Raw genomic sequence first — 21,085 nt, 5'->3', positions numbered from 1 at the left:
ATGGCGCTACTTGTTTCACAGCTGCAACTCTTGGCAGCAAAAGGCGTGATTCGCCAGTTGGACTACCAATTTGCGCGTTTTATCCATCAGCAGTCTAACGATGACCACTTGGCGTTTATCGCCGGTTTGACCAGCGCAGAGCAGGCGAAAGGCAATATCTGTTTACCCCTTTTTGATGCCAATGGTCAAAAGGTGGATCTGGCACACAAGATCGGTTTGTATGGCGAGGCAGCGCTGAATCTCAATCAGACCTTACATACATTTGATTGGGCTGCCCATTTAGCGAATTCGCCGTGGGTGGGGAGTGCGGGTGAGGCGCTGCCTTTGATGTTCGATGGTGAGCGACTCTACTTGCACCGTTTCTGGCATTATGAAACGACCTTATCCGAACGCTTATTGAGCTTTGGGTTACCTATGATCCTAAAGCCTGATGAGCAAGCGAAGTTGACCGAACTTCTTGATCATCTATTTGCGCGAAATTATCGCTATCTTTTTGATAATATTAGAAACAGTAAGTCGGTAACCCCCGTCATAATTCAGCAATTAGTGTGTGACCATTTAGATGTGGTTACGCCTGATGAGCTCGATTGGGTTGCCATAGGCCAAATACTCCAGCAGGCCAAAACTGTGGCCGAGTTGTCTGCTTTAGATAAGCTCGTTCCCCAAGCGGTATGCGTCAGTTGGCAAAAGGTGGCGGCGGCGGTGGCGCTCACTCGTCGATTTGCTGTGATTTCTGGTGGACCCGGTACAGGCAAAACGACCACTGTGACCAAGTTACTCGCCGCCTTGATTGAGCAAGCAAAACAAGATCGCATCCATGGTCATGTGCCAACCATCAAATTGGTGGCGCCGACAGGAAAGGCCGCCGCGCGCCTGACTGAATCTATCGGCCAAGCGGTGGAGCAATTGGCGGTGAGTCCAGAGTTGAAAGCGGCCATACCGACACAAGCTAGCACCATTCACCGTTTGCTTGGCGCGATTCCAGACAGCGCCGAGTTTCGCCATCATCACGATAACCCTCTACATTTGGACATTTTGGTCGTCGATGAGGCGTCGATGGTCGATCTCTCTATGATGCATAAGCTGGTGGATGCGATGCCCAAGCAGGCTCGGCTGATTTTACTTGGCGATAAAGATCAGCTTTCGTCAGTGGAAGCGGGCGCGGTATTGGGCGACATCTGCTCTTTCCATCAAGAGGGATATAGCGCCTTGCAGGGCAAACTACTCGCCCAACTGACAGGGTTTGATTCACTCGCGCATGGAGCAAGCGCCAGCCAATCAGGGATGGCGGACAGTCTCTGCATGCTGCAAAAGAGTTATCGATTCGATGCGCGTTCGGGGATTGGTCAATTGGCCAAAGCCATCAACTCGGGAGGCGTAAGCAAGGTTGAGCAAGTTTGGCGGCAAGGGTTTGAGGATGTTGCCAAGTACCCTATCGACACAGAGCACTACCAACAGCTGATAAAATCTCTGGTGGAAGAGTATCGCGGCTACCTTGCGCTGTTAAATGAGGCGAATCAGGCGCAGGAAGATCTCAATACGCTCGCTCGTAAGGCGTTATCGGCATTTGCACGTTGTCGTTTGTTGTGCGCCGTTCGTGAAGGGGACTTTGGTGTGCAAGGGCTCAATGCTCGTATTGAGCGCGCTTTGGCTGCTCGCAAGCTGATTCAGGTACAAGATGAGCTTTGGTACCACGGTAGGCCCGTGATGGTGACGCGCAACGATCACGCGTTAGGCCTCTACAATGGTGACATCGGTTTGTGCATTCGTGATCCTGACGAAGAAGGGCACAAGTTGAAAGTCTTTTTTGAACTGCCAGATGGCAGCGTAAAGGCGGTGTTACCGAGCCGTGTGCCCGAACATGAAACCGCCTATGCGATGACGATTCACAAATCGCAGGGCAGTGAATTTGATCATACCTTGATGATTTTGCCGCCGGAGTTCAGCCCTATCTTAACTCGAGAGCTCATTTATACTGGCGTCACTCGCGCTAAGTCACGTTTAAGTCTGTATGTGGATGAGTCGGTGATGGCAAGAGGAATAAAAGTGCGAACGGTTCGGGCCAGTGGTTTGACACAGCGCTTGAAGGAAAAAGAGTAAGGTGAGAGAAGGGATGAGCAATCGTCCCTGATTGCTGGCTGCGCTTGGGCAGCGTCGAGCGCCGTCGGTTACAGCGCTTGAGTAAATGAGATGCTGCGAATCGCGTATTTTTCTTGGTAATTGAGGATAAACGCCTTCAACCCTTCTGTGACTGGGAAGACACAATGTACGTCGAGCCCGGCTAACAGTTCGTTGTCTGCCATATCCCAAAAACTTTGAATCGAGTTACAGATGATGGTTTTCATCAAGTTATATGCTCTTAGTATCGTGTTTATCTACTTCAAGCAATCCGTGCGACTTACGCCGAGTTCTCTCAGGTCGTAAGTGAAGGTAAGTCCATGGAGCCCCTGAATCGGGAGCGCAAATATTAACCAATCCAATATATTAAATAAAGTGCTTATCGATAAAAATCGATAGCTCGGTGGCTAACCTATTAAAATGGCTAATAATTTAGTTTTGAAAATCTTGGTAACTGCCGTTTACCCCTTCATTCCGAATGAGAAAAACGGCAGTAAAAATTCAAAGTTTGATGCTTAAAATCTTTGATTTGCGTTGATAGTTGTACAAATTCTGCTTTTGAGAAGGCAGGCACTCAACGCCCATTTCGAAGAAACCTTGTTCCCTAAACCAGTGCAAACTGTGAGTGGTTAATACAAAAATTTTCTCAATTCCTTGTGCTTTGGATTGCAGCTTCATGTGGTTGAGTAACAGCAAGCCTCGGTTACCATCACGATATTCTGGATGAATCGCGACACAGGCCATCTCGGCCATTTTTTCCTGCGGGTAGGGGTAAAGGGCCGCACAGCCGATGATCAAGCCGTCTTTTTCTATGATGGTGAACTGATGAATCTCTTGCTCCAGTTGTTCACGAGAGCGCCTGACCAGTACTCCTTGCTCTTCCAGTGGCCTAATCAGCTCGAGTATCCCACCGATGTCATTGATGTCCGCTATTCGAACTTGCTCAGCGCTGGCATGAACGATCTGGGTACCGATACCATCAAGCGAGAAGAGTTCCTGAATCAGCGCGCCATCCACCTTATAACTGACCAAATGACTGCGTGGTACTCCAGCTCGACAGGCTTTGGTGGCGGCACGTAAAAAACGCAGTGTCCCAGAGGTGTCGTTGCTGCTAGTGTTGGCTTCCGTTTCCAGTGAGGACAAAATGGCCTCTGCATCTTTAGGAAACAGCTCTGCCACAACATTGCCATTGGCATCAATGACCCCTTGCTCAGAACAAAAACCGATCAGCTTATCGGCTTTGAGCTTGATGGCGACTTGTGTAGCCAACTCTTCCGAAAGTAGGTTGAATGACTCGCCAGTCACTGAGCTGGCGATCGGGCCAAGCAGCACAATGGAGCCATGGTCGAGCATGCGATTGATGCCTTCGACATCAATACGCCGAATGCGACCACTGTGACAGTAGTCCACACCATCATCGACGCCCAACGGTTGAGCAATAATAAAGTTGCCGCTTACGACGTTGAGCTGTGTTCCCGCCATCGGCGTGTTGCTCATGCTCATGGAAAACTGCGCCGTGATGGCCAGTTGCAGTTGACCGGCGGCTTGCATCACGTAGCTCAAATTGGTTTCTTGCGTCACTCGTACTCCCTTGTGATAGGGGGTTTCGCTGTGATTGTGCTGCAAAATGTCGTTAATTTGTGGCCTTGCTCCATGGACGACGACGATTTTCACGCCCAAGCTATGAAGTAGAGCAAGATCACTGATAATATTCGGAAAATTTGCATCTGCGACGGCCTCGCCTCCGAGCATCACTACCATGGTTTTACCGCGGTGAGCATTGACGTAAGGTGCCGATTGTCTGAACCCTTTCACAAGGGCGGTATTTCGAATTTTCACAGAAGCGTCCAAAGTTACGAGTGAATTAGTATGTGGAAATATTGCGATTTTATTCTTGTTTCGGCAAGTGCTTTTCTTATCTCGAGCGGATTTTCTTGAGATGGAAAGCAAACAGTGACCTTGGCTAGACTCGCCAAAGTGCGCATTTTGGTCTAAGACTTACTATTAAGAGCAAGTTTGGAACCCATTCATGAAGAGTAACATCGACGCAAACGGCGCGATAAAAAACAAACTGAAAGAGCGCAGCTTCTTTTTGATGGCTGCCGGACTTGCGTTAGTGGTTGCGCTGCTGGGCACGCAGCTCTATCAATATTACTTACAGGTCACTTATCCTAAGTCTTTCCTTTACGGCACTTGGATTGAGCAAAATGTCGCGGGGTATGCGACGGATCGTTTCGTCCTCAATGAAAATGGTGTCGTGATCAACGGGCGGGTCGTGGATACCAATTTTGCCTTTGATGGTCAGTTCTTTGAATACCGTTTCGGTGATGACACCAAGCGCTTTCAGATCCTCAATCAAGAGTTTTCTGAAATGAAGTTGATTTCACAGCCTCATTATCAACCTATCTATCGTCTTGACGCCAAATACCAGCATAACATTCGCTAACGCTTTTTCGTTGCTATCGGCCAGGCACTTTGCCATGCTTAACGCCAACGACAATAAGGGAAAACCAACGTGCTCAAAAAAATCTTACCTCTGCTTGCGGCCGGTGTTTTGTTTGGCTGTGCCCAGCCAACCGATCGCGCTCAGCAGTATCTCGATGGCGAGTTGACCAATGTACTCAATCCAGCCGATATAGTGGTGTCCGACAAACCACGAGATTTCACCGAATTTCATCGTCAGGCGGAGCAAGTGGTCATCAACTCACCAAGTATGGCTTCGCTCTATCAACCGCTTTATGACAAGCTCAACGAGTGGGTTTTACTCAGTGGCGAGCCGACAGAGCTTGGCCAATACGGCATTCAGGCAGCGCAATTAGGGGGCGGGGATAAGCAGGGTAACGTGCTATTTACCGGGTATTTTTCACCAGTGATGGAACTTCGTCATCAACCGAATGATGTCTTTAAGTACCCAGTGTATGGCAAACCTGAGTGCAGCCAAGACTGCCCAACTCGCGCGCAAATCTATGCAGGCGCTTTGGAAGGACAAGGGCTCGAACTTGGGTATGCCGCGAATCTTATTGACCCCTTTTTGATGGAAGTTCAGGGCAGCGGTTTTGTCCATTTTGAAGATGACGACACGCTGGAGTATTTTGCCTACGGCGGTAAAAACAACAAAGCGTATGTGAGCATAGGTCGAGTTCTGATTGACCGCGGACTCGTGGCTCGCGAAAACATGTCGATGAAAGCGATCAAAGAGTGGGTGATGGCCAACGATGAAGCCACGGTGCGTGAGCTGTTAGAGCAAAACCCATCGTTTGTTTTTTTTGAGCCCCGCGCCGATGCGCCGGTGACCGGTTCGGCGGGTATCCCGTTATTGGCAATGGCGTCGGTGGCAGGGGATCGCTCCCTCTTTCCAATGGGTACGCCTATCTTAGCTGAAGTACCACTGCTCAACCCTGACGGCAGCTGGAGCGGTGCCCATCAACTTCGCTTGTTGATCGTACTCGATACTGGTGGCGCAGTGAAACAGAATCACCTTGATCTGTACCACGGCATGGGGCCGAGAGCCGGTATTGAGGCGGGCCATTACAAACACTTTGGCCGGGTGTGGAAACTCGGATTAGAAGGCAGCGCGACTGAAGCGCCTTGGGCCATGCCGCCAGAGAAGCGAGAATAGTGGCCGCTGGTTAGCGAGATCTTTCCCTTCGACTCGTTAAGCGTTGGCTTGGCCAATTCTAGACATTTGAAACAAGAGTGCGTATAAATCGCACTCTTTCTATTTACTCATCACCAAATTTGTAGCGGAGAAGCCTTGCCATGCGCCAACTTGATACCCCCGCCTCGGACAGCTATAACCAACGTTTTGGCGGTACACGCCGACTCTACGGACAGAGTGAAGTGGAGATCCTGCGTGCTGCGCACGTGTGTGTTATCGGAATAGGCGGCGTTGGCTCTTGGGCTGTAGAGGCGTTGGCTCGCACAGGGATTGGTGAGTTGACCTTGATTGACATGGATGATGTCTGTGTGACCAACATTAATCGCCAGATTCATGCGATGTCAGGCACTGTTGGGCAGAGCAAAATTGAGGTCATGGCTGAGCGCGTCAAACTCATCAATCCAGAATGCAAAGTCAATTTAATTGATGACTTCATTACGCCAGACAATCAGCATGAGTACCTCAGCAAAGAGTTTGATTATGTGTTAGATGCGATTGATAGCGTCAAAGCAAAAGCGGCGTTGCTCGCCTACTGCCGCAGCAACAAAATCAAAGTGATTACGACGGGCGGTGCGGGTGGCCAGGTTGACCCGACTCAAATTCAAGTCGCGGACTTAACCAAGACCATTCAAGATCCGCTAGCGAAAAAGATCAAAGATACCTTGCGCCGGCACCATAATTTCCCTAAAAATCCGCAGCGTAAGTTTGGCATCGATTGCGTCTTTTCCACTGAGCAGTTGAAGTACCCGCAAGCCGATGGCAGCGTGTGTGGGGTGAAGTCAACGGCAGAAGGGCCAAAGCGAATGGATTGCGCCAGTGGCTTTGGCGCCGCCACGGTGGTGACGGCCACTTTTGGTTTTGTGGCGGTCTCGCGTATTGTGGAAAAATTGATTCAGAAATATCGCTAATGAGTGGAAATGAAATGAGTGAAGCACCATCCTCAGTGTTTGGCCAGACGATAACGGCGGACGACGTCATTCGAACTATGTCAGGATTAAAAGGCTGGGAAGATCGCTACCGACAAGTGATTCAGTGGGGTAAGCAACTCCCCGTGATGCCTGATGCGCTGAAAAGTGAACAAGTGACGGTGTCAGGCTGTGAGAGCCAAGTGTGGCTGGTCTGCGAGCAGCACGACGGTGTGTGGACCTTTTGTGCCGATTCTGACGCTCGTATTGTACGTGGTTTAATTGCCCTCGTGATGGCGGCTTACAACCACAAAACAGCGCAGCAAATCCAACATTTTGATATGGATGAGTACTTTGAAAAGCTTGGACTTATCGCGCATTTAAGTCCTTCGCGCGGCAATGGGCTGAAAGCGATTGTGGAGCAAATTAAGCAAATCACCGCGGCGTAAATGGCGTGTTCAATTAATAAACAAAGTGGAATTAACGCCTTAGGAAATACAGGGCTTTACAACGCTTGTTGTCGCTGAATAAAGGCTGTACAATCCGCGCCCTTAATTAATGTTCTGTCGTTTGTGAGGTTACATGAGCACTGAAAAAATCAATCTACTCGACTTCGATCGCAAGGGCTTGCGTGAATTTTTCGCTGAAGAATTAGGTGAAAAAGCATTCCGCGCCGATCAAGTTATGAAGTGGATCTACCATTTTGGTGTCGATGACTTCGACAACATGACCAACATTAACAAAAAGTTACGCGAGAAACTGCACGCGCGCTGTGAGATCAAAGCGCCGGTCGTCGCTGAGGCGCAACACTCTTCTGATGGCACCATCAAGTGGGCAATGAAGGTGGGCGATCAAGATGTCGAGACGGTCTACATTCCTGAAGACGATCGCGCGACCTTGTGTGTCTCTTCTCAGGTGGGCTGTGCACTGGAATGTAAGTTCTGCTCGACGGCTCAACAAGGGTTCAACCGCAACCTCAAAGTCTCAGAAATCATTGGTCAGGTATGGAGAGCTGCCCGTGAGATCGGCTTAGAAAAAGAGACCGGTCGTCGCCCGATTACCAACGTCGTGATGATGGGCATGGGTGAACCTCTGCTGAACATGAAAAACCTCATTCCAGCCTTAGAGATTATGCTAGATGATCTCGGTTTTGGTTTGTCTAAACGTCGCGTTACTGTCTCCACATCGGGTGTCGTCTCTGGCCTTGATCAGATGACAGGTAAGATTGATGTGGCGTTGGCGATCTCTTTGCACGCGCCGAACGATAAATTGCGCAGCGAAATTATGCCGATTAACGACCGGTGGGATATCGATGATTTTCTTGCGTCTGTGCGCCGCTACATTGCTTCTTCCAATGCCAACCGTGGCAAGGTGACCGTAGAGTACGTGCTATTGGATCACGTTAACGACGATATGGACCATGCGCGTGAATTGGCAGAGCTGATGAAAGATACACCATGTAAAATCAACCTGATTCCATTTAACCCGTATCCGGGCTCGCCTTATAAGAAGCCAAGCAACTCTCGCATTGATCGCTTCCAGAAAACCTTAATGCAGTACGATCACACCGTGACCGTGCGTAAAACGCGTGGGGATGATATTGATGCGGCGTGCGGACAGTTGGTCGGCGATGTCATTGACCGCACCAAACGTACTGCCATGTTAAAAGCGGCCAAAGGTGAAACCATCGAGGTGAAAGCCGTTTAACCGCATATTGAATGCTTAAATGTGCATGAATCCGGAGGCCAGAGCTTTGCTCTGGCTTTTTTATCGACAATTTGTAATCAGATGTTGCGTCTTAATGTCAATTTAAGGAAAAACCTTGAGCTGGCTGTGAATTATCACCTTTTGTCATGTTGTTTCATCTCTGATATAGATTAGAATTGAAAGTTAATGCTTTTGGTGGCTTCCTCACACTTTTGATGGCGTATATTGCCTCTTTGATGAGTTAGCTGCCCGGATACTTCGCCAATTCTGCCCCATTGCTACCAATAATGAATAACGAAAAGCACGCGCGGAAGAGGCCCTGCACTTAAAAGAGATGAATTCATAATGACTGCCGAACACGAAACGACAGAAACCAATCAACCACAAGAACATATTGAAGCGGGTACACTACTTAAGCAAAAGCGCGAGCAGTTAGGATTAACGCAAAAGCAGATTGCCGATAGGCTTCGTCTTCGCCTCTCCATCATCGAAAACTTGGAAAAAAATGACTTCGAGTCTGATCAAGTCGCTACCTTTACCCGCGGTTACCTTCGTTCGTACGCAAAGGCTGTGGGGCTAAAAGAGTCAGTCGTATTGGCTGCGCTCGATCACAGCGGCACCGCTCAGCATAAAGAGCAATCGATGCAGAGCTTTTCACGTAAAACCAAGCGAGAGAAGCACGACAGCCGCATTATGATTCTGACGTGGGGTATTTTTGCCGTGATTGCCGGGATCTCTTCCTTATGGTGGTGGCAAAATCAGCAGGATGATATGTTGGATTTGGGCCAATCTTCGGCGCAGGAAACCACGCAGCAGAGTGCAGACTCAAGCAACAGTGACACCTTGGACTTTGTTTCGCTTGATGAGGCGATGCCAGATGAGCCTTCGCAAGAGACTCAAGAAACGATGGAACCTATCCTTAGTGAAGATTCCGATGTGAGCAGTATTGAGACGGTCGAAAACACGCAAACTGAGATGTCGTCAGAGACTGAAATCATCCGTGAAGAGAGCGCGCTAGAGTCCCCAGAAGAAACAGTGACCGCATCAGACTCAGCCGAGCAAGTTGATGCGCCGCAAGAGAGCACAGTGGATACGGCGGTTGCAGTGACGAACCGTCTAGAGATGAGCTTTAGCGATGATTGCTGGGTTCAGGTGAAAGACGCCAGTGGTAAAACCCTCGTTACCGGCATCAAAAAAGGCGGCGAGTCGGTGGCGTTGGATGGTCAGTCTCCTTACAGCGTGATTTTAGGTGCACCAGAAAACGTTTCAATGACATTAGCGAGTGAACCTGTCGACCTTTCTGGGTATACTTCAGGCAAAGTAGCAAGATTCACCTTACCTTAGACATTACTATGCAACACGAATCTCCTATCAAACGTCGCCCCTCGACTCGTATCTATGTGGGCGACGTACCTATTGGTGACGGTGCGCCGATTGCGGTGCAGTCGATGACCAACACTCGTACTACAGACGTTGACGCCACCGTGGCGCAAATTCGTGCCCTGGAAAATGTGGGTGCGGATATCGTTCGCGTCTCGGTGCCGACCATGGATGCAGCCGAGGCTTTCAAGCAGATCAAGCAGCAAGTGTCGATTCCGCTGGTGGCGGATATTCACTTTGACTACCGCATCGCACTCAAGGTTGCAGAATACGGCGTCGATTGTTTGCGTATCAACCCAGGTAACATCGGTAAAGAAGATCGCATTCGTGCGGTCGTCGATTGTGCAAGGGATAAAAACATTCCAATTCGTATCGGCGTGAACGGTGGTTCTCTGGAAAAAGATATCCAGATGAAATATGGCGAGCCGACCCCAGAGGCCTTGGTGGAATCGGCGATGCGTCATGTTGATATCTTAGATCGCCTCAACTTTGATCAGTTTAAAGTGAGTGTCAAAGCATCCGATGTTTTCCTTGCGGTGGATTCCTACCGACTGTTGGCGAAAAAAATCGATCAGCCACTACACCTAGGTATTACTGAGGCAGGCGGAGCGCGTGCGGGTTCTGTCAAATCTGCGGTTGGACTCGGCATGCTGCTGGCAGAAGGGATTGGCGATACGCTGCGCATCTCGCTTGCGGCGAACCCAGTTGAAGAGATCAAGGTCGGTTTTGATATCTTAAAATCGCTGCGCATCCGCTCTCGCGGGATCAACTTTATTGCGTGTCCGAGTTGTTCTCGCCAAGAATTTGATGTGATTGGTACCGTCAATGCGCTAGAGCAGCGTCTTGAAGACATTATCACACCGATGGATGTTTCAATTATTGGCTGTGTGGTCAATGGGCCCGGTGAGGCGGAAGTGTCGCATTTGGGCTTGGCAGGCAGTAACAAGAAAAGTGCCTTCTATGAAGATGGCAAACGTCAAAAAGAGCGATTTGATAACGACGATCTCGTGAGTCAACTCGAAGCGAAGATCCGCGCTAAAGCCGCGTTGATGGATTCGCAAAATCGCATTGATGTAAAAGTACAAGAGTAATAACTCTCAACCAACGATTACGGTAATTATTGTGGCAAAAACAATTCAAGCAATCCGAGGCATGAACGATTGTCTCCCAACTCAATCTCCACTGTGGCAAAAACTTGAAACCGCAGTGAAAAACGTAATCAGCGCTTACGGTTACAATGAAGTGCGCATGCCGATTGTTGAGATGACTCATCTATTTAGCCGCGCGATTGGTGAAGTCACCGACGTGGTTGAAAAAGAGATGTACACCTTTGAAGACCGCAATGGTGACAGTTTAACCCTTCGCCCAGAAGGCACGGCGGGCTGTGTTCGCGCCGGAATTGAAAATGGCTTGCTCTACAATCAAGAGCAGCGCCTATGGTACATGGGCCCAATGTTCCGTCATGAACGTCCGCAGAAAGGTCGCTACCGTCAATTCCACCAATGTGGTGTCGAAGTGTTTGGTCTCGATGGCCCTGACGTCGACGCAGAGCTGATCATGATGACGGCGCGTCTGTGGCGTGAGCTTGGTATTGATAAACATGTACGTCTAGAGTTGAACTCGATTGGCTCTCTTGACGCGCGAGCTGAATACCGCGAAGCGTTAATCGAGTTTCTCACTCAGCACATGGATATTCTGGACGACGATTGCAAGCGTCGCATGCACACTAACCCACTGCGAGTTTTGGATACCAAGAACCCAGAAATCCAAGCGGTACTCGGTGATGCCCCTCGTCTGTCTGACTACTTAGACGCAGACTCAAAGCAACATTTTGTCGGCCTTTGTGAACTTCTCGACGCAGCAGGTATCGAATACACAGTCAATGAGCGTTTGGTGCGTGGTTTGGATTACTACAACCGCACGGTATTTGAGTGGATAACGGAAAGCCTCGGTGCGCAAGGTACGGTGTGTGGCGGTGGTCGCTACGACGGCCTGGTTGAGCAACTCGGTGGCAAGGCAACGCCTGCGGTTGGTTTTGCTATGGGCCTTGAGCGTTTGGTTCTGATGCTAGAAACCCTTGAGTTGACCGATGTGCGTCGCAGCGTCGATGTTTACATGGTCACCGCGGGGGAAGGTACAATGATGGCTGGAATGAAATTAGCTGAGCAGTTACGCGAGCAAGTACCAGGCCTGCGAGTGATGAATCACTTTGGCGGCGGTAACTTTAAGAAGCAATTCAAGCGTGCGGACAAAGTGGGTGCAGCGGTGGCGCTGGTTCTCGGCGAGAATGAAGTCGCAGACAGCACGGTCGTCGTGAAAGATCTGATTGGTGGTACACAAGAAACCATCAGCCATGCCGATGTGGCGAGCAAACTAGCGCAGTTGGTATAACCCGATAACAGGAAGTGGCGACCTTTATGCGCCACTTTTTTCGATTTTAAGAGGACAGGAAGTGGAACTCTACGATTCTGAAGAACAACAAGTAGAAGCGATTAAAGATTGGTGGAAAGAAAATGGCAAAGCGGTCATTTTCGGTGCCGTCATTGGTTTGGGTGGTCTGTTTGGCTGGCGTTATTACCAAGACTCCGTCACAGCAGCTCAGGAAGCGGCCTCTGAGAGTTACACCACAGTGATTCAAGAGTTGGCAGCCAAAGGCGCAGATGCCAGTGCTAACGTGCAAGGGTTTATTGAGGCGAATGGCGAGTCGCAATACGCGGTATTGGCGGCGATGCAATTGGCGAAGGCTCAGGTTGATGCAGGTAACTTGGATGAAGCACTAGCGCAGCTCGAGTGGGCAAAATCGGCCACTAAAGATCAAGCACTGCTGAGTGTCCTTCACTACCGAATTGCGCGTATTCAAGCTCAGCAAACAGACTTTGATGCGGCTATCTCAGAGTTGGCTAACATCAACGACGAAAGTTGGATGGGGCGCGTAGAAGAGTTGAAAGGCGATATTCTTTTACTCAAGGGTGATGAACAAGGGGCATATGCCGCCTACACCCAAGCTCAACAGTCTGGCGAGCCAAGTCAGGCTCTGCAAATGAAGCTGGACGATCTCGCTAAGTAAGGATGCGCATGAAGACAATGCTCAATAAAGCACTCTCTACCGCGCTGGTTCTTGGCTTGCTTGCAGGGTGTGCTGGAGAGGAAGACACCATTATCATGGCGCCGACACCGGTTGTGGACAATGAGTTCACGACCAAGAGCGCATGGAGTGCGTCGGCAGGGAAAGGTGTGGGCATGTACTACTCGCAACTTTCACCCGAATACGCCTACGATAAAGTGTTTGTTGCCAGTCGTGATGGTGTGGTGAAAGCACTCAACCCTGAAACGGGCAAAGCGATTTGGCAAGCGGATCTGGAAAAAGAGGGCTCTGCACGTTTATCTGGTGGTATTACCGCCGGTTATGGTCAGCTGTTTATTGGCAGTGAAAATGGTCAGGTGATTGCCCTTGATGAAGAAACCGGTGCGCTCAATTGGCAGACCGCTGTCAAAGGTGAAGTGCTTGCTGCCCCTGCAGTAGACAGTAACTTAGTGATTGTTCATACCAGTGACGGTGTGCTGATCGCCCTGGATCAAGAATCGGGCGAGAGCAAATGGACCATCAGCACTGAAGTGCCGAACCTGACTCTGCGTGGTAACAGCGCGCCTGTGACGGTGTCTGGTGGCGTTTTCTGGGGAACGGCGAACGGTCGTTTGGCGGCAGCGATTGTCGAGCGTGGTCAATTGATTTGGCAGCAACCCATTGGTACACCACAAGGGGCGACCGAAATCGATCGTTTGGTGGATGTTGATGCTTCACCACTGATTTTGGGCAGCACGCTATACATTGTCGGTTACAACGGGCAGTTGACCGCGATTGATCTGCGTTCAGGCACACCAAGCTGGAAGCGTAACTACTCTTCATCCACTGATATGGCGAGTGAAGGCAGTCGTTTATTCTTGGTGACCGATAAAGACCACATTGTCTCGGTTGATGCGCGCAGCGGTACTGAGCTTTGGAGCAATGATCTGCTTGAGCACCGTTTGCTAACGGCGCCAGTCATGCTCAATGGTTACGTAGTCGTGGGTGATAGTCTAGGCTTCTTGCACTGGATTGATCGACGTACCGGCGAATTTGTTGCTCAGCAGCAATTAGATGACAGCGGTTTCGCGGTCGCACCTATCGCCGTACCGGGTGGATTTGTCACGGTTACTCGCAATGGCGATGTAAAGAAACAGACGATCAACCCATAATCATGTGATATAATTCACATTCGGCTCCTAGCTGGTTACTCAGTTGGGAGCCGTTTTATTGTTAACGCTACGTAGTTATAGGTAAAAATTGGTCTCGTCATCAGTCCTTACCTATAACTACATATGAGAAAAAGATTGTAGAGGTTGTTATGGTACCTGTTGTTGCTCTTGTAGGGCGTCCAAACGTTGGTAAATCGACGTTGTTTAACCGACTAACGCGTACGCGTGATGCGTTAGTGGCGGATTTCCCTGGCTTAACTCGCGACCGTAAATATGGCCAAGCGAAACTTGGTGAACATGAATTTATCGTCGTAGACACTGGCGGTATCGACGGCACGGAAGAGGGCGTTGAAACCAAAATGGCCCAGCAGTCACTCGCCGCGATTGATGAAGCGGATGTTGTGCTATTCATGGTGGACGGCCGTGCGGGTCTGACTGTGGCGGACGAAGCCATTGCCCTTCATCTACGTAAGATTGAAAAGCCAGCGATGCTGGTGGTAAACAAAGTCGACGGTATCGATGCCGAAGCGGCCAGCGCTGAGTTTTGGCAACTGGGTATGGACAACATGTACCAAATCGCTGCCGCTCATGGCCGTGGTGTTGGTGCACTGATTGACCGTGCGCTTAACCCGTTTGCTGAGCAGTTGCTTGAAGAAGCCAACGGCGAAATTGAAGACCTCACTGACTTCATTGATGAAGAAGAAAAACTGGAATACAGCGAGGAAGAGGCGGAACAAGAGTTTAAACGCCTACAAGATCAGCCGATTAAATTGGCGATCATCGGTCGACCTAACGTTGGCAAGTCGACACTCACTAACCGTATTCTGGGTGAAGAGCGTGTGGTTGTGTACGATATGCCGGGTACCACTCGTGACTCTATCTACATTCCGATGGAACGCGATGGCCGTGAATATGTCCTAATTGACACCGCTGGTGTGCGTCGTCGTAAACGTATCAATGAAACCGTTGAGAAGTTCTCGGTGGTGAAAACATTGAAAGCGATTGAAGATGCTAACGTGGTTCTTCTGGTCATTGATGCGCGTGAAAACATATCAGACCAAGACTTAAGCCTACTCGGTTTTGCGCTCAACGCTGGACGTTCGATTGTGATTGCGGTCAATAAGTGGGATGGTCTTGATATGGACGTGAAAGAGCACGTCAAGAAAGAGCTGGATCGCCGCTTAGGCTTCGTTGATTTTGCACGCATTCACTTTATTTCGGCGTTACACGGTACGGGTGTAGGCCACCTGTTTGAATCGGTTCAAGAGGCGTACAAGTCTGCCACTACTCGCGTGGGTACCTCTGTTCTGACCCGAATCATGAAGATGGCAACCGACGATCACCAGCCACCTTTGGTACGTGGACGTCGTGTGAAGCTAAAATACGCCCACGCTGGGGGATACAACCCACCGATCGTGGTGATTCACGGCAACCAAGTGAATGAGCTTCCAGACTCTTACAAGCGCTTCTTGATGAACTACTTCCGTAAATCGCTTGAGATTATGGGCACACCGATTCGAATTACTTTCCAGAACAGTGAAAACCCGTATGAAGGTAAATCGAGCAAGATGACCCTATCACAAGAGCGTAAACGCAAACGCTTAATGGGCATGGTGAAAAACCGTAAGAAGTAGCCCTATCTGAATAATCACATGATGGTCAAAACGCCTTAGCTTGCTAAGGCGTTTTTTATGTCATTAATGGGCTACACCAAAGAGCCTATCCGTCTTTTCCACTCATTTTCGAGTTACATACTGTGTATTTGGATGAGTGATCATTTTATTAACTCTGGTTTTGGTGTGTTATTTTAATCTTTATTGGTTGAATGTTCTTTTTAAAATTGAAATGCAGCATATGTAACTTATGCTTTCGGTGTGTGGTTATATAAATGTTCTTTTAGGGGGAGATCGCTGATCACAGCGGCTTTTGCCGATGATCTTATTATGATCATTTATAGAAGCATAGAGCGATGAGAGCAAGCTAGTCGGTGTGATATTGAGTTGGAGATGGGATTTTTGTATATTAGTTTAAGCTAAATTAAAAAGGTAACACAGATCATGAACACCAATCTATGCCCAAGTTGTCAGCAAGAGCTGGAGTGGAATGGCCACTACCACTGCACACAGTGCCAATATGATTACAACAAGATCGGTTGGTGCCCACAGTGCGACAGTGAATTAGAGAAGCTGCAAGCGTGCGGGGCGGCAAATTATTTTTGTAATCAGTGCAATGAACTCAAATCGAAATCAGCGATTCGATTTGAGTTCCGTCCTATTGACTCGAAGAAATCGTAGAAAAGAGGGTGCCATCGGCTAATCGGGTGACTAAGGTGTCACCTGATTTCATTTGTTTTGTGGAGGTCACCACATCGCCTTGTGCGTTTTGGCTGATCGAGTAGCCACGTTTTAATGTCGCCAGTGGGCTGACCGCATCTAACGTTTCCGCCGCTAACGCGAGTTGATGGCGTTGATAGGTCAAACGTTTATTCATCGCGTCGATCAGTTGTTGCTCTAAACGGATTATGCTTGCGTGTTGATTGGCGAGTTTATGTGCAGGGCTATGCAGGTTGAGTTTGTAGTGCAGTCGCTCGACTCGTTGCTCTGCACTGCGCAATCCATTATCCATCGCTCGCTTGAGGCGAATTTCGAGTTCATCTAACTGCTGGCTCTGACGTTGAAGCTGATGAGTGGGATGTTGGCGTTCGAGACGATGCTGCAGGCCAGTCAGGCTGCGTTGTTGCTCAGACACTCTCTGGCGCCACGCACTGAGCAGTTTATGCTCACGGCTAGCGAGCGCTTGCTCTTTATGGCTGTTATCGCGGCTCACTAGCTCTGCGGCTGCCGAGGGGGTAGGCGCGCGCATATCGGCGACGAAATCGGCGATGGTCACATCCACTTCATGTCCAACCGCACTGATAATCGGGATTTGGCTCGCCGCAATCGTTCGAGCTACGACCTCGTGGTTAAAGCACCATAAATCTTCTAGAGAGCCCCCGCCACGACCGACGATCAAGACATCACATTCGTTACGGCTGTTGGCACAACCAATGGCTTGCGCGATTTGAATCGCGGCATCGTCACCTTGTACTAAGGTCGGGTAAATAATCACCGGCAGTGAAGGGTCACGTCGCTTCAGTACATCCAGAATATCGTAGAGCGCCGCACCTGTTTTCGAGGTAATGATGCCGACCCGTTTCGGATGCTCAGGCAGCGGCTTCTTGTTAGTCTGTGCAAACAGGCCTTCAGCGGCTAGCTTCATTTTAAGCGCTTCAAACTCTTGTTGGAGTCGGCCATCGCCTTCCGGCTGCATGCTTTCAATGATCAACTGATAGTCGCCGCGAGGTTCATACAACGAGAGACGCGCTTTGACTAATACTTGATTGCCGTTGGCCGGTTTGAACGTGACACGACGATTATTGCCGCGAAACATCGCGCATTTGACTTGAGCTCGGGAGTCTTTAAGGGTGAGATACCAGTGACCAGACACCGGGGCAGAGAAGTTGGAGATCTCTCCGACCAACCAAACGATACCCATTTCGTTTTCAAGCAGCAGGCGAACTTCTGCGTTGAGGCGAGAGACAGTGAAAATGTTTTGATTGGTGGATGCAGGCACAGCTAATCCCATGGACGTGGGTATGGAAATTAGCGGCAATATAATACATAGCAAGGGGGTGATTGCAAATAAAAAGTAGAAAAATGTGTAGCCAAGCGTTTGCGTTGACCGTATAATCCGTCCGCAATATCTAATCCAAATGCAACATTGTTCTCGCACACTCTAGTGTGAATAGGTTGCCCTCATTATGCGAAACGATGAGATTGGATTGTTCTTTTTACTCCTCTAATTGTGAGATATTGCAAATGCTAAGAATTGCCAAAGAAGCGCTGACATTCGACGACGTACTGCTTGTGCCAGCACACTCCACCGTTCTCCCAAACACAGCTGATCTTCGCACTCAGTTGACGAAAAATATCACTCTTAATATTCCGATGATTTCTGCGTCTATGGATACCGTGACGGAAGCCCGTCTGGCTATCGCTCTTGCGCAGGAAGGTGGCATTGGCTTTATCCACAAGAACATGTCGATTGAGCAGCAAGCAGCAGAAGTTCGTAAAGTTAAGAAATTTGAAGCGGGTGTGGTCACTGACCCTGTTACCGTTAACCCTGAAGCGACCATCGCGGATGTGGTTGCACTGACAGACAAGCACGGCTTTGCAGGCTTCCCTGTCGTCACAGAGAACAACGAGCTGGTCGGTATTATCACCGGTCGTGACGTGCGCTTTGTTACGGACCTCACTAAGAAGGTCTCTTCAGTGATGACGCCAAAAGAGAGCCTTGCTTCAGTAAAAGAAGGGGCAACTCGTGCTGAAGTGCAAGAGAAGATGCACGAAGCGCGCGTTGAAAAAGTGTTGGTGGTTAACGATGAGTTCCAACTCACGGGCATGATCACTGCAAAAGACTTCCACAAAGCAGAACGTAAACCGAACGCGTGTAAAGATGAGCGCGGTCGTCTTCGTGTTGGTGCGGCAGTGGGTGCTGGCGCGGGCAACGAAGAGCGTGTTGCGGCATTGGTTGAAGCAGGGGTTGACGTGCTTTTGATCGACTCTTCACACGGCCACTCTGAAGGTGTTCTTAACCGTATCCGTGAAACTCGCGCGGCATATCCTAACCTCGATATCATTGGCGGTAACGTCGCAACGGGTGCCGGTGCGAAAGCCCTTATCGATGCAGGCGTTAGCGCAGTGAAAGTCGGTATCGGCCCAGGTTCTATCTGTACCACTCGCATCGTAACGGGCGTGGGTGTTCCTCAGGTAACGGCCATCGCTGATGCGGCGGAAGTGGCAAATCAACACGGTATTCCTGTTATCGCTGACGGTGGTATCCGTTTCTCAGGCGACATCTGTAAAGCTATCGTTGCTGGCGCATCGTGTGTGATGGTGGGCTCGATGTTTGCGGGTACTGAAGAAGCTCCGGGTGAAGTGATTCTTTACAACGGTCGTTCTTACAAAGCGTATCGTGGTATGGGTTCATTGGGCGCGATGTCTCAAGGCTCTTCTGACCGTTACTTCCAAACGGACAATGCCGCAGACAAGCTTGTCCCTGAAGGTATCGAAGGACGTATCGCGTACAAAGGCCGCCTAAAAGAGATCGTTCACCAGCAAATGGGTGGTCTACGCTCAAGCATGGGCCTAACGGGCAGCGCGACGATTGAAGACATGCGTACTAAAGCTGAGTTCGTTCGTATCTCTGGTGCTGGTATGGCGGAATCTCACGTCCACGATGTTCAAATTACTAAGGAAGCACCAAACTACCGTCGCGGTTAATTTCTTAGACAAGAAATCCTCGACGAAAACGTTTGCTTTTTCCTTGAAGCATTGAAGAGAGGCGGGTACACTCGCCTCGTTTTCTTAACCCAGCTTAAAAAGACTGCTCAAATGACCAAAAATATTCATGACCAACGTATCTTGATCCTCGATTTCGGATCGCAATACACCCAACTTGTCGCACGTCGTGTACGTGAAATCGGTGTCTACTGTGAACTGTGGAGCTGGGACGTTGAAGAATCAGATATTCGTGAGTTCAACCCAGACGGTATCATCCTATCTGGTGGACCAGAAAGCGTCACCGAAGAGAACTCTCCACGTGCTCCTCAATACGTATTTGACTCTGGCGTGCCAGTGCTTGGTGTGTGCTACGGCATGCAGACAATGGCAGAGCAGCTAGGTGGTAAAGTTGCCGGTTCCAATGAACGCGAATTTGGCTATGCGCAAGTCAAAGTGTCAGGTGAATCTTCACTATTTAAAGACCTAGACCTGACCCAAGATGTTTGGATGAGTCACGGTGACAAGGTTGTTGAGATTCCAGCAGACTTCGTCAAAGTGGGCGAAACGGACACCTGTCCTTACGCGGCGATGGCCAATGAAGAGAAAAAATACTTCGGCGTGCAGTTCCACCCTGAAGTGACACACACCAAGCAAGGCCTACAAATGCTTGAGAACTTTGTTCTTGGCGTGTGTGGCTGTGAGCGTCTTTGGACCTCTGAATCCATCATTGAAGATGCGGTTGCTCGCATCAAAGAGCAAGTGGGTGACGACGAAGTTATCCTTGGTCTATCAGGCGGTGTTGACTCTTCGGTTGTGGCGATGTTGGTTCACCGTGCAATTGGCGACAAGTTAACCTGTGTCTTCGTTGATAACGGTCTGCTACGCCTAAACGAAGGTCAACAAGTGATGGATATGTTTGGCGATAAATTTGGCCTAAACATCATCAAAGTCGACGCAGAAGAGCGTTTCCTTGCCGCACTAGAAGGCAAGTCGGATCCTGAAGAGAAGCGTAAGACCATCGGTCACGTCTTTGTTGATGTGTTTGATGAAGAGTCTAAGAAGCTGAAAAACGCGAAATGGCTAGCGCAAGGCACCATCTACCCAGACGTGATTGAGTCTGCGGCGTCAAAGACGGGCAAAGCACACGTGATCAAATCTCACCATAACGTGGGTGGTCTACCTGAAGATATGGCGATGGGCTTGGTTGAGCCACTACGTGAGCTGTTTAAAGATGAAGTGCGCAAGATCGGTCTAGAATTAGGTCTACCTTACGACATGCTATATCGCCACCCATTCCCAGGACCGGGTCTTGGTGTGCGCGTACTTGGTGAAATCAAGAAAGAGTACTGTGATTTACTGCGTCGTGCGGATGCGATCTTCATTGAAGAGCTGCATGCTGCTGACCTTTACCACAAAGTGTCTCAAGCGTTCACGGTCTTCCTACCGGTTCGTTCTGTAGGCGTTATGGGTGATGGCCGTAAGTACGACTGGGTTGTGTCACTGCGTGCAGTCGAAACCATTGACTTTATGACAGCGCATTGGGCACACCTACCGTATGACTTCCTTGGTAAAGTCTCTAACCGTATCATCAACGAAGTAGACGGCATTTCTCGCGTGGTTTACGACATCTCAGGTAAGCCGCCAGCGACGATTGAGTGGGAATAATTTTTCCGACTAAATGTTAAGAACCAGCCTGATAGGCTGGTTTTTTTTTCGTCTTTGGATGAGCGGCCAAGCAAAAAAATAGAGGCAAACCTTGG

Annotated in this window: 18 protein-coding genes; 15 read left to right on the top strand and 3 right to left on the bottom strand. The window is 49.5% G+C overall.

The window, feature by feature from the left end:
- Positions 1–2,100 (top strand): exodeoxyribonuclease V subunit alpha, encoded by a 2,100-nt coding sequence (recD, locus tag AC6R10_RS02920; protein WP_500671393.1) that lies wholly within the window; start codon positions 1–3, stop codon positions 2,098–2,100.
- Between the two features lie 68 nt (positions 2,101–2,168).
- Here recD and AC6R10_RS02915 read toward each other — a convergent pair whose 3' ends face one another.
- Complete coding sequence (locus AC6R10_RS02915; protein WP_334551325.1) at positions 2,169–2,345, bottom strand: hypothetical protein; 177 nt, start codon at positions 2,343–2,345, stop codon at positions 2,169–2,171.
- Positions 2,346–2,619: 274 nt separating this feature from the next.
- Positions 2,620–3,957 (bottom strand): amino-acid N-acetyltransferase, encoded by a 1,338-nt coding sequence (gene argA, locus AC6R10_RS02910; RefSeq protein WP_500671392.1) that lies wholly within the window; start codon positions 3,955–3,957, stop codon positions 2,620–2,622.
- Between the two features lie 190 nt (positions 3,958–4,147).
- Between argA and AC6R10_RS02905 the strand changes: the two genes are divergently transcribed.
- The 12 genes from AC6R10_RS02905 (at position 4,148) to AC6R10_RS02850 (ending at position 16,298) form a co-directional block, all read left to right on the top strand.
- Positions 4,148–4,564, top strand: coding sequence for a DUF2850 domain-containing protein (locus AC6R10_RS02905; RefSeq protein WP_334551322.1), 417 nt, complete (start codon positions 4,148–4,150; stop codon positions 4,562–4,564).
- A 69-nt stretch (positions 4,565–4,633) separates the two neighbouring features.
- Complete coding sequence (gene mltA / locus AC6R10_RS02900; RefSeq protein WP_500671391.1) at positions 4,634–5,737, top strand: murein transglycosylase A; 1,104 nt, start codon at positions 4,634–4,636, stop codon at positions 5,735–5,737.
- Between the two features lie 140 nt (positions 5,738–5,877).
- Complete coding sequence (gene tcdA / locus AC6R10_RS02895; protein WP_500631505.1) at positions 5,878–6,684, top strand: tRNA cyclic N6-threonylcarbamoyladenosine(37) synthase TcdA; 807 nt, start codon at positions 5,878–5,880, stop codon at positions 6,682–6,684.
- A 14-nt stretch (positions 6,685–6,698) separates the two neighbouring features.
- The gene (csdE, locus tag AC6R10_RS02890; protein ID WP_334551316.1) at positions 6,699–7,130 is read left to right on the top strand and encodes a cysteine desulfurase sulfur acceptor subunit CsdE; all 432 of its coding nucleotides are present in this window, start codon (positions 6,699–6,701) and stop codon (positions 7,128–7,130) included.
- A gap of 133 nt (positions 7,131–7,263) precedes the next feature.
- A complete protein-coding gene (gene rlmN, locus AC6R10_RS02885; protein ID WP_500671390.1) occupies positions 7,264–8,388 on the top strand; it encodes a dual-specificity RNA methyltransferase RlmN in 1,125 nt (374 codons plus the stop codon).
- Between the two features lie 345 nt (positions 8,389–8,733).
- On the top strand, positions 8,734–9,732 hold the full coding sequence (gene rodZ / locus AC6R10_RS02880; RefSeq protein WP_500671389.1) for a cytoskeleton protein RodZ: 999 nt from the start codon (positions 8,734–8,736) through the stop codon (positions 9,730–9,732).
- A gap of 8 nt (positions 9,733–9,740) precedes the next feature.
- A complete protein-coding gene (gene ispG, locus AC6R10_RS02875) occupies positions 9,741–10,859 on the top strand; it encodes a flavodoxin-dependent (E)-4-hydroxy-3-methylbut-2-enyl-diphosphate synthase (protein WP_334551312.1) in 1,119 nt (372 codons plus the stop codon).
- A 31-nt stretch (positions 10,860–10,890) separates the two neighbouring features.
- Entirely contained in the window at positions 10,891–12,159 is a 1,269-nt protein-coding gene (hisS, locus tag AC6R10_RS02870) for a histidine--tRNA ligase (protein WP_500671388.1), read from the top strand.
- A 61-nt stretch (positions 12,160–12,220) separates the two neighbouring features.
- On the top strand, positions 12,221–12,835 hold the full coding sequence (locus AC6R10_RS02865; protein WP_500671387.1) for a YfgM family protein: 615 nt from the start codon (positions 12,221–12,223) through the stop codon (positions 12,833–12,835).
- Positions 12,836–12,843: 8 nt separating this feature from the next.
- Positions 12,844–14,004, top strand: a complete 1,161-nt coding sequence (gene bamB, locus AC6R10_RS02860) for an outer membrane protein assembly factor BamB (RefSeq protein WP_500671386.1) — start codon at positions 12,844–12,846, stop codon at positions 14,002–14,004.
- 149 nt (positions 14,005–14,153) lie between these two features.
- Positions 14,154–15,638: a ribosome biogenesis GTPase Der gene (der, locus tag AC6R10_RS02855; protein ID WP_334551306.1), complete on the top strand. Its 1,485-nt coding sequence runs from the start codon at positions 14,154–14,156 to the stop codon at positions 15,636–15,638.
- Positions 15,639–16,061: 423 nt separating this feature from the next.
- Positions 16,062–16,298, top strand: coding sequence for a zinc ribbon domain-containing protein (locus AC6R10_RS02850; RefSeq protein ID WP_500629237.1), 237 nt, complete (start codon positions 16,062–16,064; stop codon positions 16,296–16,298).
- Here AC6R10_RS02850 and xseA read toward each other — a convergent pair.
- A complete protein-coding gene (gene xseA, locus AC6R10_RS02845; RefSeq protein WP_500671385.1) occupies positions 16,276–17,616 on the bottom strand; it encodes an exodeoxyribonuclease VII large subunit in 1,341 nt (446 codons plus the stop codon). The genes AC6R10_RS02850 and xseA overlap by 23 nt on opposite strands.
- Positions 17,617–17,861: 245 nt before the next feature.
- Here xseA and guaB point away from each other — a divergent pair, with 245 nt between their 5' ends.
- Both guaB and guaA read left to right on the top strand, forming a co-directional pair.
- Entirely contained in the window at positions 17,862–19,325 is a 1,464-nt protein-coding gene (gene guaB, locus AC6R10_RS02840) for an IMP dehydrogenase (protein WP_334551301.1), read from the top strand.
- 111 nt (positions 19,326–19,436) lie between these two features.
- Positions 19,437–20,990, top strand: coding sequence for a glutamine-hydrolyzing GMP synthase (guaA, locus tag AC6R10_RS02835; protein WP_500627024.1), 1,554 nt, complete (start codon positions 19,437–19,439; stop codon positions 20,988–20,990).
- Positions 20,991–21,085: the final 95 nt, after the last annotated feature.

The organism is Vibrio sp. R12-SG2-ISO1 (genome assembly GCF_059834045.1).
Note: the sequence above shows the minus strand (reverse complement) of the source record. Positions and strands in the feature narration are given on the sequence as shown.

Bases quoted from the DNA above. Each gene is read 5' to 3' on its own strand.
- tcdA (WP_500631505.1), top strand. From the start codon at position 5,878: ATGCGCCAACTTGATACCCCCGCCTCGGACAGCTATAACCAACGTTTT.
- csdE (WP_334551316.1), top strand. From the start codon at position 6,699: ATGAGTGAAGCACCATCCTCAGTGTTTGGCCAGACGATAACGGCGGAC.
- AC6R10_RS02915 (WP_334551325.1), bottom strand. From the start codon at position 2,345: ATGAAAACCATCATCTGTAACTCGATTCAAAGTTTTTGGGATATGGCA.
- guaA (WP_500627024.1), top strand. From the start codon at position 19,437: ATGACCAAAAATATTCATGACCAACGTATCTTGATCCTCGATTTCGGA.
- bamB (WP_500671386.1), top strand. From the start codon at position 12,844: ATGAAGACAATGCTCAATAAAGCACTCTCTACCGCGCTGGTTCTTGGC.
- AC6R10_RS02850 (WP_500629237.1), top strand. From the start codon at position 16,062: ATGAACACCAATCTATGCCCAAGTTGTCAGCAAGAGCTGGAGTGGAAT.
- ispG (WP_334551312.1), top strand. From the start codon at position 9,741: ATGCAACACGAATCTCCTATCAAACGTCGCCCCTCGACTCGTATCTAT.
- rlmN (WP_500671390.1), top strand. From the start codon at position 7,264: ATGAGCACTGAAAAAATCAATCTACTCGACTTCGATCGCAAGGGCTTG.
- rodZ (WP_500671389.1), top strand. From the start codon at position 8,734: ATGACTGCCGAACACGAAACGACAGAAACCAATCAACCACAAGAACAT.
- recD (WP_500671393.1), top strand. From the start codon at position 1: ATGGCGCTACTTGTTTCACAGCTGCAACTCTTGGCAGCAAAAGGCGTG.
- AC6R10_RS02905 (WP_334551322.1), top strand. From the start codon at position 4,148: ATGAAGAGTAACATCGACGCAAACGGCGCGATAAAAAACAAACTGAAA.
- der (WP_334551306.1), top strand. From the start codon at position 14,154: ATGGTACCTGTTGTTGCTCTTGTAGGGCGTCCAAACGTTGGTAAATCG.
- guaB (WP_334551301.1), top strand. From the start codon at position 17,862: ATGCTAAGAATTGCCAAAGAAGCGCTGACATTCGACGACGTACTGCTT.